At 53.7% G+C, this 14,217-nt stretch carries 15 protein-coding genes; 12 read left to right on the top strand and 3 right to left on the bottom strand.

Annotation, left to right across the window (positions count from 1 at the left end):
- The first annotated feature begins 314 nt into the window (after positions 1–314).
- The 12 genes from Pan161_RS07780 to hypE are packed head-to-tail and all read left to right on the top strand — an operon-like array spanning position 315 to position 11,175.
- Positions 315–818, top strand: coding sequence for a cyclic nucleotide-binding domain-containing protein (locus Pan161_RS07780; protein ID WP_145225625.1), 504 nt, complete (start codon positions 315–317; stop codon positions 816–818).
- Entirely contained in the window at positions 811–1,935 is a 1,125-nt protein-coding gene (locus Pan161_RS07775; protein WP_145225623.1) for a 4Fe-4S dicluster domain-containing protein, read from the top strand. Before Pan161_RS07780 ends, Pan161_RS07775 begins: the two co-directional genes overlap by 8 nt.
- Positions 1,932–2,798 (top strand): FAD/NAD(P)-binding protein, encoded by an 867-nt coding sequence (locus Pan161_RS07770; RefSeq protein ID WP_145225621.1) that lies wholly within the window; start codon positions 1,932–1,934, stop codon positions 2,796–2,798. The genes Pan161_RS07775 and Pan161_RS07770 overlap by 4 nt, the downstream gene beginning before the upstream one ends.
- Positions 2,795–3,589, top strand: coding sequence for an NADH-quinone oxidoreductase subunit B family protein (locus tag Pan161_RS07765; RefSeq protein ID WP_145225619.1), 795 nt, complete (start codon positions 2,795–2,797; stop codon positions 3,587–3,589). Before Pan161_RS07770 ends, Pan161_RS07765 begins: the two co-directional genes overlap by 4 nt.
- Complete coding sequence (locus Pan161_RS07760; RefSeq protein ID WP_145225617.1) at positions 3,589–4,881, top strand: Ni/Fe hydrogenase subunit alpha; 1,293 nt, start codon at positions 3,589–3,591, stop codon at positions 4,879–4,881. Before Pan161_RS07765 ends, Pan161_RS07760 begins: the two co-directional genes overlap by 1 nt.
- 23 nt (positions 4,882–4,904) lie before the next feature.
- The gene (locus Pan161_RS07755) at positions 4,905–5,387 is read left to right on the top strand and encodes a hydrogenase maturation protease (RefSeq protein ID WP_197995760.1); all 483 of its coding nucleotides are present in this window, start codon (positions 4,905–4,907) and stop codon (positions 5,385–5,387) included.
- On the top strand, positions 5,380–5,751 hold the full coding sequence (locus Pan161_RS07750; protein WP_197995759.1) for a hydrogenase maturation nickel metallochaperone HypA/HybF: 372 nt from the start codon (positions 5,380–5,382) through the stop codon (positions 5,749–5,751). The genes Pan161_RS07755 and Pan161_RS07750 overlap by 8 nt, the downstream gene beginning before the upstream one ends.
- Positions 5,748–6,437 (top strand): hydrogenase nickel incorporation protein HypB, encoded by a 690-nt coding sequence (gene hypB, locus Pan161_RS07745; RefSeq protein WP_145225611.1) that lies wholly within the window; start codon positions 5,748–5,750, stop codon positions 6,435–6,437. Before Pan161_RS07750 ends, hypB begins: the two co-directional genes overlap by 4 nt.
- Positions 6,370–8,712, top strand: coding sequence for a carbamoyltransferase HypF (hypF, locus tag Pan161_RS07740; RefSeq protein WP_197995758.1), 2,343 nt, complete (start codon positions 6,370–6,372; stop codon positions 8,710–8,712). The genes hypB and hypF overlap by 68 nt, the downstream gene beginning before the upstream one ends.
- Positions 8,703–8,978 carry a HypC/HybG/HupF family hydrogenase formation chaperone gene (locus Pan161_RS07735; protein WP_145225607.1) on the top strand — a complete coding sequence of 92 codons (276 nt, stop codon included), beginning with the start codon at positions 8,703–8,705 and terminating at the stop codon, positions 8,976–8,978. Before hypF ends, Pan161_RS07735 begins: the two co-directional genes overlap by 10 nt.
- Positions 8,975–10,060 carry a hydrogenase formation protein HypD gene (hypD, locus tag Pan161_RS07730; protein WP_145225605.1) on the top strand — a complete coding sequence of 362 codons (1,086 nt, stop codon included), beginning with the start codon at positions 8,975–8,977 and terminating at the stop codon, positions 10,058–10,060. Before Pan161_RS07735 ends, hypD begins: the two co-directional genes overlap by 4 nt.
- 59 nt (positions 10,061–10,119) lie before the next feature.
- Positions 10,120–11,175 (top strand): hydrogenase expression/formation protein HypE, encoded by a 1,056-nt coding sequence (hypE, locus tag Pan161_RS07725; protein ID WP_145232544.1) that lies wholly within the window; start codon positions 10,120–10,122, stop codon positions 11,173–11,175.
- 26 nt (positions 11,176–11,201) lie between these two features.
- On the opposite strand, the gene Pan161_RS07720 is transcribed toward hypE, so the two are convergent.
- Genes Pan161_RS07720 through Pan161_RS07710 form a run of 3 tightly spaced genes read right to left on the bottom strand, consistent with a single transcriptional unit; the run spans position 11,202 to position 14,190 of the window.
- Positions 11,202–11,708, bottom strand: a complete 507-nt coding sequence (locus Pan161_RS07720) for a CBS domain-containing protein (protein ID WP_145225603.1) — start codon at positions 11,706–11,708, stop codon at positions 11,202–11,204.
- A 45-nt stretch (positions 11,709–11,753) separates the two neighbouring features.
- Positions 11,754–12,641: a F0F1 ATP synthase subunit gamma gene (locus Pan161_RS07715; protein WP_145225601.1), complete on the bottom strand. Its 888-nt coding sequence runs from the start codon at positions 12,639–12,641 to the stop codon at positions 11,754–11,756.
- A 4-nt stretch (positions 12,642–12,645) separates the two neighbouring features.
- A complete protein-coding gene (locus tag Pan161_RS07710) occupies positions 12,646–14,190 on the bottom strand; it encodes an alternate F1F0 ATPase, F1 subunit alpha (protein ID WP_145225599.1) in 1,545 nt (514 codons plus the stop codon).
- Positions 14,191–14,217: the final 27 nt, after the last annotated feature.

Here is a 14,217-nt window from a genome sequence, read left to right as displayed (position 1 = left end):
GGTCGAAGGTCTGCAGGAATTACGATTTGACCGATTCCATTTCATGAACCCAATATGGTGCATAAAACAGAATCATGATCTCAAATCTTGACTGCGTGGATCATTCTAAAAGCCTGTGCCTGAATCGTAATCAGGAGAGCAGGGTGATCCAGCATGGGATGATTTCGTATTTTTAGATAGGGGAATCCCTGATGTCAGTCTGAAACAGGAATAAAGGAGTGGATCCAAAATCCAGGTCGCTGGACGATTCCGAACAGGCAGGCTAGAATCGAAATGTCCTGTCCACTGTATTACATGCTGACTGAGAGGCTGCGATGGAGATTCAACAGCTCCAGGAACATCTGCAACAGCTCCGCTTTACTTCCGGGTTGTCGGTAGAGGATTTGAAGAAGTTAGCAGCCATCTCCCGATTTCAGGATTATCCCCGCAACGCGACGATCTTTACGGAAGGAACCGAGCATCGGGATCTTTATATCATTCTCAGTGGTCGCGTAGAAATATGCATGACCATTTCCGCCCGTGGCTGTTTGCCCGTTTTGACATTGGAAGAAGGCGATCTGGTTGGCTGGTCGTCCATTCTCAAACAGGGAGAGATGACAGCGACCGTCGTCGCAGTGGAAGAGACTCGTTTGATTGCCATTGATGCAGATGCCCTGGCGGTCGTCTGCGAGCAGGATCATGATATCGGTTACCAGATTATGCGACGGGTGGCTCTGGCGTTATCTCAGCGGTTGGTTGCCAGTCGCCTGCAGGTACTCGACATGTATGCTGTTACTGATGAAGCACATACTCTGAAGCAGGGAGACGCAAGTGAGTGATTCTGTGCAGTCGAGCAATCCACAAACCTGTTTTTTAGCGCTGGATGAATTTGCCAGACTCTTTGATGTGCTGATTTCCCGTGGTTACCAAGTGATTGGTCCTACAATTGACCAGGAAGCCATCGTCTATGATCAACTCTCATCGATTGATGATTTACCACGCGGCTGGACCGATCACCAGGAGCCAGGCAAATACCGACTGGTTAAACGCGATGATGAGGCACTCTTTGGTTATGTTGTGGGTCCGAGTTCCTGGAAGAAGCAGCTGTTTCCACCGGTCAGCACGCTGGCGACAGCTGACCGCACGGAGGCAGGCTGGCAGTTCGAGGAAGCGGAAGAAGAAACGCCCCGCTATGCATTTCTGGGTGTTCGTGCCTGTGAACTGGCTGCAATGAAAATACAGGATCGAGTTTTCACGGGAGGGCCTTATGTCGATTCGATTTATGACGAGCGTCGCAGTCAAGCACTGATTATTGCGGTGAATTGTACGCAGGCAGCGTCAACCTGTTTTTGTACTTCCATGCAGACGGGACCTCGCTGCAAAGCAGGCTTTGATCTGGCGCTCACCGAATTGCCGGACGGCTTTCTGGTTGAGGTCGCCACTGCCGCCGGTACAGAGATACTGCAGGAACTGAAGACGGTAGACGTTTCACCTGAACAGGATCTGCAGGCGAATACGGCGCGACAGCAGGCAGTCGACCAGATTGAACGACGATTTGACACGACGGACATTAAAGACCTGCTCATGTCCAACCTGGAGCATTCCCAGTGGGATGATGTGGCAGAGCGTTGTTTGTCCTGCACGAATTGCACGATGGTCTGTCCGACCTGTTTCTGCAGTTCGGTCGAAGAAGTCAGTGATCTGACCGGAGATCATGTGGAACGGCAGCGGGAGTGGGACTCCTGTTTTAACCTGGATTTCAGTTACATGAACGGGGGACTGGTCCGCAACAGCATTCGCAATCGTTATCGCCAGTGGTTAACACATAAACTGGCGACCTGGATCGATCAGTTTGGCACTTCAGGGTGCGTCGGTTGTGGAAGATGTATTACCTGGTGTCCTGTCGGAATTGACCTGACGCAGGAAGTGAAGGCGATACGGGAATCGCAGTCATGAATTCGACCGTCAGAAAACAGCCCGAGAAACCAGCCAGCTTCTGGGTCGCGAAAACGGCTGTCATTCGTGAGATCACAGCCGAAGTCAGCGGGGTTACCACTTACCAGCTGGCACTGATCGATGCAGCGGCTGCGCAGTCATATCGTTTTGAACCAGGTCAGTTCAATATGCTGTATCTTCCCGGTGCCGGAGAGTCGGCAATTTCCATGAGCGGTGATCCTGCTGACTGTGAGACCCTGATTCATACGATACGGGTTGCGGGCAATGTGACGCGCAGTATCGCCGCGTTGAAAGTGGGAGATACCCTGGGACTGCGCGGCCCCTTTGGTACCAGTTGGCCGCGCGAGGCCTGTCGGGGAAAGAATGTAATTCTGGTGGCGGGCGGAATCGGCCTGCCTCCCTTGCGTCCGTTGATTTATCAACTGCTGGCGCAGAGAGACGAGTATGGGAGTCTGCATTTATTATACGGGGCACGTACACCTGAGATGCGGGTTTATACGCGGGAATATGACCGCTGGCGAGCAGAAGGGCTGGAGATCAGAGAAACCGTCGACCGATCGAGCCCCGGTTGGCGCGGGAATGTGGGAGTTGTGCCCCAGTTACTGGAACGGCTTACCGGATTCGATCCCGCGCAGACGGTTCTGTTGATCTGTGGCCCGGATTTGATGATGCGTTTTACCGCCCGTGCTGCGCTCCAGCGGGGAATGACCGGCGCGCAGATCTGGGTTTCAACCGAACGAAATATGCAGTGCGCGGTTGGTTTGTGTGGTCACTGTCAGCTGGGACCCGAATTCATCTGCAAGGATGGGCCGGTCTTTCGCTATGATCAGATTTCACCCTATTTAAAAGTGGAAGGACTCTGAGCGTGGGAAAACCCAGACTGGCTGTTTTCAAATTTGCTTCCTGTGATGGTTGTCAGCTTTCTCTGCTGGATGCCGAGGATCAGCTGTTGTCCGTCGCGGATGCCTTAGAGATCGTATATTTTCCCGAGGCCACGAGTCGCATGGAAGCAGGCCCGTATGATATTTCGCTGATTGAGGGATCTATTACGACACCCCACGATGCCACCCGGATCCAGCAGATTCGCAGAGACTCCCGCTTTCTGATGACCATCGGTGCCTGTGCGACCTCTGGTGGAATTCAGGCATTGAGAAACGGGGCTGATTCTGCAGAATTCATGCGGTCAGTGTATGCCACTCCTGGATATATCGAGGTGTTAGAACACTCAACGCCTATAGCAGACCATGTGGCCGTCGACTTCGAATTGCGAGGCTGCCCGATCAATCAATATCAGCTGATCGAAGTCATTCAGTCACTGTTAGCAGGACGGACTCCTCGCACCCCCGGACACAGTGTCTGCCTGGATTGTAAACGCCGCGGAACGGTGTGTGTGACGGTGGCACAGGGAATTGCCTGCCTGGGACCGGTAACGCAGTCGGGGTGTAATGCACTCTGCCCGAGTTATAACCGGGGTTGTTACGGCTGTTTTGGACCAGCCTCGCAGATCAATCTGGTGAGCCTGACTTCACAGATGGAGCAGGACGGGGCATCCAGGCAGGAAATTTCAAACAGCCTGCAGAATTTCAATAACAATGCGCCCGCATTTCGCGAGGAAAGTCGGCGTTTACAGGATCGAAACGGGGAGCCAGACTGATGGGTGACCGCAAGATCAAAGTGGAAACATTGACCCGGGTGGAAGGGGAAGGGGGATTGTTCATCCGCATGAGTGGTGAAACGATTGAAGAAGTCCGCCTGGAAATTTATGAACCGCCTCGTCTGTTTGAAGCGTTATTGCGGGGACGACCGCTTGAAGACGCACCGGATATCACGGCCCGTATCTGTGGAATCTGTCCGGTGGCATACCAGATGAGTAGTGTGCATGCCCTGGAGTCCGCATTGGAAGTGACCGTATCCCCAGAGATTCGCCGACTGCGTCGTCTGCTCTATTGTGGTGAATGGATTGAAAGCCATGGTTTACATATGCATTTACTGCATGCCCCTGATTTTCTGGGCTTTGAGAGCGGGCTGGAGATGGCGAAGCAGTTTCCCGAAGCAGTCAATCGTGGACTGCGATTGAAAAAACATGGCAACCAGCTAGTCGACCTGCTGGGGGGGAGGGCCATTCATCCGGTGAATGTCTGCGTGGGTGGTTTCTATCGTATCCCCCGTCGGAATGAATTTCAGAAACTGATACCGGATTTTGAATGGGGCCTGAATGCCGCGATGGAGACTACACGCTGGGTGGCTGGTTTCGATTTTCCGGAAATGGTATCAGATTGCGAATTTGTATCGCTGTCTCACCCGGATGAATATCCCATGAATGAGGGAGTGATGAAATCCAGCCTGGGAGACGTGATTGAAGTAGAACAGTACGAAGAGGAATTTGAAGAGCGGCAGGTACCCCACTCCACCGCGCTGCAGGCGTTTCGTAAGTCAACGGGGCGCCCTTATCTGCTCGGGCCGTTATCGCGTATCAACCTGAATCGTGATCAACTGTTTCCCCAGGCACGGAAACTGGCAGATGAAATCGGATGGGAACCGGTCTGTCGGAATCCTCACAAGGCGATCATTGCGCGCGGGCTAGAAATCGTCCACGCGTATGAAGAAGGGTTATCGATCCTGCGGGATCAACATCTTGCCGGTAAACCACGCGAAACGTATACGCCGCAGGCGGGAACCGGTAAGTCTGCGACCGAAGCACCCCGGGGAACGCTGTATCATCGCTATGAGATCGATGATCAAGGCAAGATCGTCGAAGCCTGTATTGTCCCGCCGACGTCTCAGAATCAGGCACAGATTGAAGTGGACCTCAAACATGTGGTGTCAGAGTCAATGGGTAATGAAGAAACAGAACTGGCGCGGAAATGTGAAAATCTGGTGAGAGCCTATGATCCCTGTATCAGTTGTTCCACTCATTTTCTCAAGGTCACAATCGACCGACACTGAGAGACAGCAGGAAGGAAGTGGGAATGAAAAACGGGTCACAGATCATGATTGCTGGAATTGGCAGTCCGCATGGTGACGATCAGGCAGGCTGGGAGATGGCCAGACAGATTGAACAGCGCAGGTTCCATTACGTGCGTGTGAAACTGGCTCGGACACCGGCTGATTTACTGGACTGGATCGAGCCTGCGATGGACCTGCTGATTTGTGATGCCTGCCAGGGAGCCGGTGAAGCGGGAAGTGTTCATCAATGGGAGTGGCCTTGCGGGCAACTGGATGAGATTCACTGGTCAGGGACGCATCAGATGTCTTTAACGGGCGTGCTTGCGCTGGCAGCGCAGTTGGGAAGACTCCCGCAGCATGTTCGGATCTGTGGAGTCGAACTGCAGTCGAATCATTCGGGAGAGACTATGTCAGAAGCAGTGCAGGCAGGAGTTGTCGCTGCTGTCGAATCCCTCTGTGAGGATCTCAGCCCGTCTGTCAGGCAAGGGGAGATTGAACATGCATGAACGGTCGCTGGTTCAGAATCTGTTAAAACAGGTCAGACAAATCGTTGCTGAACAGGGGGGCGGTTGTGTTTCTGAAATCTGCGTGCAGGCGGGCGATCTGTCGGGGGTTGAGCCGCTGTTATTTGCAGCCGCGTTTGAGGAGATGGTCCCGGCTGTCTTCTCTGAGGAATGTCAGTTGAAACTGGATCTGGTTCCTGTCACTGCCGTTTGTGCTCACTGTCAACATGAGTTTGAAGTCCTCGATTTTCAGTTTCACTGTCCTGAATGTCAGTCAGGAAGCGTTGACGTCATTCAGGGGGATGATCTGCAACTGATCAGTATCACACTGGAACCAAAAGATTCACATGAAGGAGTGTCGGCATGAGTCAGCAAACGATCATCGTCAAACGTGATGTGCAAGCGGAGCAAAAAGCCGATGCGGAAGTGGAACGCGTACGTCTGGGGCGGCGTGGCACTCTGGTGGTGAATCTGCTGTCCTCTCCGGGATCGGGAAAAACAAGTTTACTGGAAGAGACAGCGCGGCACTTTGCCGGTCGCCGGTCAATGGCGGTTCTGGTGGGTGATCTGGAAACCGACCGCGATGCGCAGCGGCTGGCCCCTCTGGTTCCGGTCGCGCAACTGACGACGGGGGGCGCCTGTCATCTGGAACTGCCGCTGGTGCAGCGGGGTCTGACAGCGCTGGGGGACCCTGCAGTCGATTTTCTGTTTATCGAGAATGTGGGAAATCTGGTCTGTCCCGCTTCGCATGATCTGGCAGAACACCTGCGCGTCGTTCTTATCAGCACGACAGAAGGGGACGATAAGCCGGGAAAATATCCCAAAATGTTCCGCACCAGCCAGGCCATGCTGATCACCAAACTGGATTTATTGCCACACGTTCCTTTTTCTGTGGAAGCGGTGACCGCAGATGCACAGAGGATTCAATCTGCGCTGCAGGTTTTTGCCTGTTGTTCTCTGACAGGAAGTGGAATTCAGGAATGGTGTGATTTTCTGGAAGAGCAACATCAACTTCAACTGGCAGCATACCATGAACCCGCGGGCAATCGTTGAGAGCACGGAACGGAAAATGGCACTCAAGATCACATTGAGTGGCCACGTACAAGGGATCGGATTGCGCCCTGCCGTTGCGCGGCGTGCCTGTGATTTACGACTGGCAGGTTCAATCTGTAATACGACGACGGGGATTGAACTGCTGATTGAAGGACCTGCAAAGGTCGTACAGGAATTCGAGCGGGACCTGGAAACTTATCTGCCTGATGAAACGGTAATTCACCAGAAAACCCGTGAAATGACAGAAATATACGGGTTAGAGCAGTTTGACATCATCGAAAAACAGACCAGCGGTCCCCTGGCGGCTCGTGTTCCACCTGATATCGCTGTCTGCCCGGATTGTCTGGCTGAACTTGCTGATCCGGCAGATCATCGATTCGGCTATGCTTTCACCAGTTGCACGCATTGTGGCCCCCGGTATTCCCTGCTGCAATCGATGCCTTATGAACGCGGTCAAACAGGCATGTCCGAATTTGAACTCTGTTCGCACTGTCAGAGCGAATATGCGGCGCCCGTGGATCGCCGTTTTCATGCCCAGACAATCGCCTGTCAGAACTGTGGTCCCCGCGTCTGGAGTACCAGTGCAGCAGGAGAAATCAGCGGATTCGATTCAGAGGCAATTCAAAACACGGCCCGCGCGCTGCAGCAGGGAACGATTGTCGGTCTGAAAGGGCTGGGCGGTTATCAACTGCTGGTGGATGCCACCAGTCAGACAGCCGTTCAGAAATTAAGAAACAGGAAACAACGTCCGGGTAAACCGCTGGCGGTGATGGTGACCGACCTCGCTGCGGCGCGAAAACTGGCTGTATTGAATGATGCGGAAGCCGCAGCGCTGGTAAGTCCCGCGGCGCCGATTGTGCTGTTACAGGTACGGGAAGATTCACCGATTGCCGGTAACGTGAATTCTGGCTTAAATACATTGGGAGTGATGCTGCCCACGACACCGTTACACTGGTTGTTACTCCAGCAATGCGATTTTCCCGTAATCGTCACCAGCGCCAACCGGGAAGACGAACCGCTGTATTATCAGGATCGAAGTCATTCAGAGAAAATCAACACACTGGCAGACTGCTGGCTGGAGCATGACCGTCCGATTGAACACCCCATTGATGACAGTGTTGTTCGCTGGATGGCAGGTCGCCTGGTGACCATTCGACTGGCGCGGGGACTGGCACCGTTGTCTCTGGATCTGAAACATTCCCGACACGCCATTGCGCTGGGGGGGCATCAGAAAGTCGCGATTGCTTTGCACAACGGTGCTCAAGCTGTTCTCGCACCGCATATCGGCGATCTGGAGAGCCTGCCTGCCTGCGCGCGTTACGAGGAGCAACTGGAATCTCTACAGCAGCTCTATGCCATTTCAAAGGCTAATTTCATCTGCGATGAGCATCCCGATTATTATACTTCGAATCGTGCTTCTCTACAGGTTTCAAACGTTGAGAGCGTCCAGCATCATCATGCACATATCGTGGCGGGTATGCTGGATCAAGGCTGGTTGGATCGTGAGGTACTGGGAGTCGCTTTTGACGGGACAGGCTGGGGCGACGATCAGACCATCTGGGGAGGCGAGTTTTTACTCTCCACGGCGGATCAGTATACTCGGGTCGGTCATTTAAAACCGTTCTCTCTGCCGGGAGGGGAAGCGGCCGCCCGCGAACCTTATCGTGTTGCCGTTTCTTTACTGGTGGCAGCGCTGGGGCCAGAGGCTGCGCTGAAGACTGGGATGAAGGCAGAACTGATCAATCCCGTCTTGCAGATCATCAAGTCAAAGACTCTCGCTCCTCTCACTACCAGTGTCGGACGGTTGTTTGATGGAGTGGCGGCTCTGGTACTGGGAGTGACTCACTCTGATTATGAAGGGCAGGCAGCGATGCTGCTGGAAGCGAGTTGCGACCTGTCGGAATCTGGCGGTTATGAAATGCCACTCTTACAGGAAACGCCGATTCAGCTGGACTGGCGACCTTGTATTACCTCGATTCTACGAGATCGGGATGCGGGAGTGTCACCAGGAGCGATTGCCATGCGGTTTCATCGCGGTCTGGCCCGGGGAACGGCGCAGTTGTGTCAGCAGTTTTCATCCCTGCCGGTTGTGTTGGGAGGCGGAGTATTTCAGAACCGCTGCCTGGTCGAATTTCTGGCGGAAGAACTGAAACAGAAGAACCAGCGGCTGGGGTTGCCTGGCAGAATTCCTCCCAATGATGGAGGGCTGGCCGCCGGTCAACTGGCGGTTGCGATTGCCCGTTCGAGACAGAAAGGAGACGGTCGATGTGTTTAGGAATTCCTGGTCAACTGGTCCGCTGGGTGGAACGGGAAGGGATCTTTTCGCAGGCAGAGATCGAATTCGATGGCGTTCGCCGCGTCGTACATATGGCCTGCGTGACTGAGGCGGAAGTGGGTGATTACATTCTGGTCCACGCTGGTATTGCGATCAACCGGATTGACGCGCGAGAGGCAGAACGGATTTTTGAGACACTGGCTGAGTGGGGTGACGATGAAGGCTGGCATGAATCTCTGCCTGAGGGGGGAGAGCACGAATCATGAAGTACCTGGATGAATATCGAGATCCGGCTGCAGCGCAGGTATTACTGGATGAAATTCGTCGCGTTTCCACCCGCTGCTGGACATTGATGGAAGTGTGTGGCGGGCAGACGCATAGCCTGTTACGCCATGGGATTGCAGCCGAGTTGCAGGGGACCGTGGAACTTATTCATGGTCCCGGTTGTCCGGTTTGTGTAACCGATCAGGCCGACATTGATTTTGCCTGCCAGCTGGCAAAGCGGTCTGACGTAATGTTAACCAGTTTCGGCGACATGCTGCGTGTACCCGGCAGCCAGGGTTCCTTGTTGGATGCCCGGACCAGAGGGGGGCAGGTGAGAATCGTTTATTCGCCTCTGGATGCAGTGGAACTGGCGCGCAGGCAACCTGAGAAACAGGTGGTATTTTTCGCGGTCGGATTTGAGACGACGGCACCCGCGACGGCGCTGGCAGTGAAACAGGCCGCGCAGTATCAACTCGATAATTTCAGCCTGATTGTTTCGCATGTGCGGGTCCAACCCGCGATGGAGTCTCTGGTTGAGTCTCCGGATCACCGGGTGCAGGCCTTTCTGGCAGCCGGGCATGTCTGCACGGTGATGGGGTATCAATCCTACGATCGGTTTGTAGCACGCTATCAGCTGCCTGTTATCGTGACCGGATTTGAACCGCTCGATTTACTGCAAGGAATTCTGGCTGGTATCAGACAACTGGAAGCAGGCGAAGCGTGGCTGGAGAATTGTTATTCACGCGCTGTCCAGGTGGCCGGAAATCAATCAGCGCGGGACCTCGTGCAGGAGGTTTACCAGGTATCAGACTGTCGCTGGCGGGGATTTGGTCTCATTGCTTCCGGGGGGCTCTCACTGCGGGAGCCGTGGCTGCGGTTTGATGCGCGGGCTCGTTTTGCCGAGTGTGGTTTGCCGGTCATTTTGAACAGTGCGTGTCGCAGCTTCGATGTGATGACCGGACAACTCAAGCCACCGGAGTGTCCGCATTTTGGTAAGCAGTGTACCCCCGAAACGCCGCTGGGAGCGCCGATGGTCTCTTCCGAAGGCGCCTGTGCCGCTTACTTTCGTTATGCGGGTGTCTGAAGAGTTAAATTAATTGTTCCAAGTGAATGCGGAGTACGATGGAAAACCATCAACAGATTATGACCAGCAGCTGGCAGCTGAATTGTCCGATCCAGATTCCAGCAGAAACGGACTGCGTGACGCTCGCCCATGGTGAGGGAGGGAGGCTTTCTCGCAAACTGATTCAGGAACGTATCATTTCTGTTCTGAAAAATGAAAGCCTGGAAACTGCAGGTGATGCAGCCCGACTGCCTCGCGTCGAGGGGCCACTGGCGCTGACGACGGACAGTTTTGTTGTATCTCCCCTGTTTTTTCCGGGAGGCGATATTGGCAGCCTCGCGATTTATGGCACCGTCAACGATCTGGCAGTCAGTGGGGCGCGTCCGCTCTGGCTCACACTGTCATTAATCATTGAAGAGGGCTTTCCGCTGCTGATTCTGGATCGCGTATTGCAAAGTCTGGCTGAAGCAGCATTGAGTACCGCGGTAAAGATTGTGGCCGGTGATACGAAAGTGGTTCCCCGGGGCACCGTGGATGGTCTGTTTATCAACACAGCGGGAGTCGGCGAACTGACAGAGCCTGTTCCACCGGGGCCCGCGTGTCTGAGGGAGGGTGATGAACTCGTCGTCAGCGGGCCCATCGGCCAGCATGGTATTGCTGTCCTGGCAGCACGCGAACAATTGCAGTTTGATCCTTTGCCACATAGCGATTGCGGTTCTCTGTTAAAAGCGGTGGCGCTGCTGCGGGGCGCACTCGGGGACCGGATTTGCTGTCTGCGGGACGCGACCCGAGGCGGGGTGGCTGCGGTGTTGCAGGAATGGGCTGAGTCCAGTGGTTTGACTTTGAGTATTGATGAACGCTGTGTGCCTGTCTCATCCGGGGTGAAGGGCATGAGTGAATTACTGGGATTGGATCCCCTGCATATTGCCAATGAGGGGACCATGCTGATCGCCGTCAGGCAGGGAGCCGGTCCCGCAGCGGTCTCTGTTTTACAGACACTCTCCAAGACGGCAGAGGCCCGGGTGATCGGTTCTGTTAAGGCACGGGGAGTTGCTGCGGTGACGGTAAAACGGACGCTGGGGCCTGAACAGCCTCTACACGATCCGCTGGGCAGTCCTTTGCCACGAATCTGTTGAACCGTTTTGAAGCGTTCGATTCCCGTTCAACTCCGGTCAATTAAAAACCGTAGGTTCAACGACTGTGATGTATCCCGCAGAAGGCGCTCGTGCTCCTGGTTATGGAGTGAGTGATCGTAGTAAGTTTCCATGGCTGCCAGAATTTCGTGTCGACTGACGATTCCCATCAGGATCCCGTTTTCTACCACTGGCAGATGTCGCAAGTGGTGGCTGACAAAGATCGAAACGATCGAGAAGAGTTCTGTTTCGGGAGAAATACAGATAGGGTGTGCACTCATGATGGTTCTCACTGTCTGCGCCGGGCTGGGGTTTCCGAAGAACAGCTCATTCGACAGTGCAGACAGACAGTCCCGTTCAGAAACAAAGCCGACGAGCATGTGTTTCTCGTCCTGATGCTCGACAACGGGGGCATTCGAAACTTTGTGTTTTAATAGAAAACGAATGACTTCCGTCAGTGTCATCTCCTGGGTGACGACTTCGACATGCCGATTCATAAAATCAGCGGCGCATGGTGTCCTCTGCTGGTCAGTCATGGTTTATATCTCCTGTAAAATTGATCTGGATTGATCTGAGTAATTTCATTCTGCATCTTTTAAGGCTTCAAAGCCGGTAACGACATCCAGCAGCTCTTCTGTGATGGCAGTCTGTCTGCGTTGATTAAACTCTGCCTGCAGATTGGTCAGGCGTTCTTTAATATTTCGTTCTGCCGCCTGCATGGAGGCGATCCGGCTGGCATTTTCCCCCGCCAGTGATTCCGCGCAGGCACGAAACAGCGACACGAACAGGTACTGTTGAATCAACCGGGACAATAAATTCGTGCGGTTCATCGTGTAAAGGGGGAGCGAACGTGATGTGCTCAGTCTCTGTTGTTTACGGTGGAACTTCGTCGGGTTGACGGGCAGTAGCTGTACGACATGCGGTTTATAGGTGGAAGCCGATACGCGCTGATTGTAAAAAATATAGATTTGACTCAGTCGTCGTTGATGCCGCCATTGATCAATCTTCGCGAGCATTTCAGAGATCAGGGGGGCGATTCCAGTGGCTGAACCGGGCAGGCTGAAGTCGAAATCGACGTCATGTTTTGCATCCAGAGCTTTCCCCAGCATCCGAGTCCCTGCGACCATCCAGGCCTGATCTCGCTTGCTTAAATCAGTCTCAGCGAAATACTCTGAAGCGTAGGTTTCCAACTGTTCGTTGAATTGACCGCACATTCCCTGGTCGGAACCAAAGAGAATCATGCCGATCGTGTCCGCAGCCGGACCATCTGGTAATTTAGAGCGACTCTGAGTCTTTGACAAAACCATTTCCAGTCCGCAATAAACGGTATCAGAATAGTCTTCCAGGGAGTCGACTGCCTGTTCGTACTGCCGAATACTGACCGCGGCAAGCGTTTTCATAGTGCGCACCACCGACTCCAGATCTTTAGTACTTTCGATGTTGCGTTTTAATGTTTCGAAATCCTGCATCAGCTCAGTCAGTTTCTGAAAGTGGATTTTGGGATTGCTGAATCAGCTCGCTCACAGCGTTCAGTACGGATTTCTGCTCAGTAGCTGTGATCTTTTTACCTGCGAGGATCTGCTCGCTCAAATCAGGAAAGTCATTGTCGAGTATGTGTTGTACCGGTTCTTCCAGTTGATGAATCTGTGACAAGTCGGTTTTGTCAAACGCGCCCCCTGCCATGCCGATTAACACGGAGAGTTGCTCAGTCACGGAAAGCGGCTGGTATTGTGTCTGTTTGAAGATTTCACGCACACGCCGCCCGCGTTCCAGTGTGGCCAGTGTTTCTGAATCCAGGCGGCTGCTGAAACGGGAAAAGGCTTCCAGTTCTTCAAATTGACTGTAAGACAGCCTTAAATCACCTGCGACGGCCCGGTAGGCGGGGAGTTGAGTTTTCCCTCCGACGCGGGAGACGGAGCGACCCACATCGACGGCGGGCAGGATTCCTTTCTGAAAAAGTTGTGGTGAAAGGTAAACCTGACCATCGGTGATCGAAATTAAGTTCGTCGGGATATAGGCAGACAGATTCTGCGCTTCTGTTTCGGCGATGGGCAGCGCGGTTAGCGAACCTCCACCGAGCCGGTCCGCTAAATGAGTCGAGCGTTCCAGCAAACGTGAATGCAGGTAGAAGATATCGCCGGGGAATGCTTCCCGTCCTGGTGGCCGTCTGAGGAGCAGAGATAATTCACGGTAAGAGCGGGCGTGTGACGTCAGGTCATCATAGATCACGAGGACATCCTGTCCCCGGTCCATAAAATATTCTCCCAGGGTAGTCGCCGCATAGGGAGCGACAAACTGCAGACCAGGGGGGGAATCGCTCTCGCCAACAACGACAGTCGTGTACTCTAATGCGCCTTGATTACGCAGGTCATCAATCACTTTGGCGACCGCGGTATTTCGCTGTCCGATCGCGCAGTAGATACAGATCACATCTTTATTTTTCTGGTTGAGAATCGTATCGATGGCGATGGCCGTCTTGCCTGTCTGACGATCTCCCAGAATCAGTTCGCGCTGACCGCGGCCGATGGGAATCAGGGCATCAATAACTTTCAAACCGGTCTGTAGAGGTTCCGTGACAGGAGCGCGGTCAATGATGGCTGCCGGATCACGTTCATAAGGTCTGCGTTCGGCGGCTGTGATTGGACCATGGCCATCCAGTGGACGCCCGACCGGGTCGATGACGCGGCCGATTAACGATTCGCCTACAGGAACATCAAGTAAGCGGTGTGTTCGCCTGACTTCATCACCGGCGGTCAGTTGTTCTCCGTGGTCGAGCAGTACAACTCCCACTTCATCTTCATCCAGGTTCAACGCCAGTCCCAGTATATGATGGGGGAACTGCAAGAGTTCTTCTGACTGCACATTCGGTAAGCCACTAATGCGGGCATGGCTGCGGCCGACATAGGTGATTTTCCCGATTTCGATCAGTCGCGGCGCGAAATCATGCTGACTTAATACACCGCGAAATTGATCAAAAGTCGTGTCGATCAATGATTTAACGTCGGGACTTTGGTTCATAGGTATTGCCTGAGTGGTCTTTGACTT

Origin of the sequence: Gimesia algae, from assembly GCF_007746795.1 — a bacterium.
Classification (GTDB): Bacteria; Planctomycetota; Planctomycetia; order Planctomycetales; family Planctomycetaceae; genus Gimesia; species Gimesia algae.
This window is presented reverse-complemented; position numbering and strand designations above follow the sequence as displayed.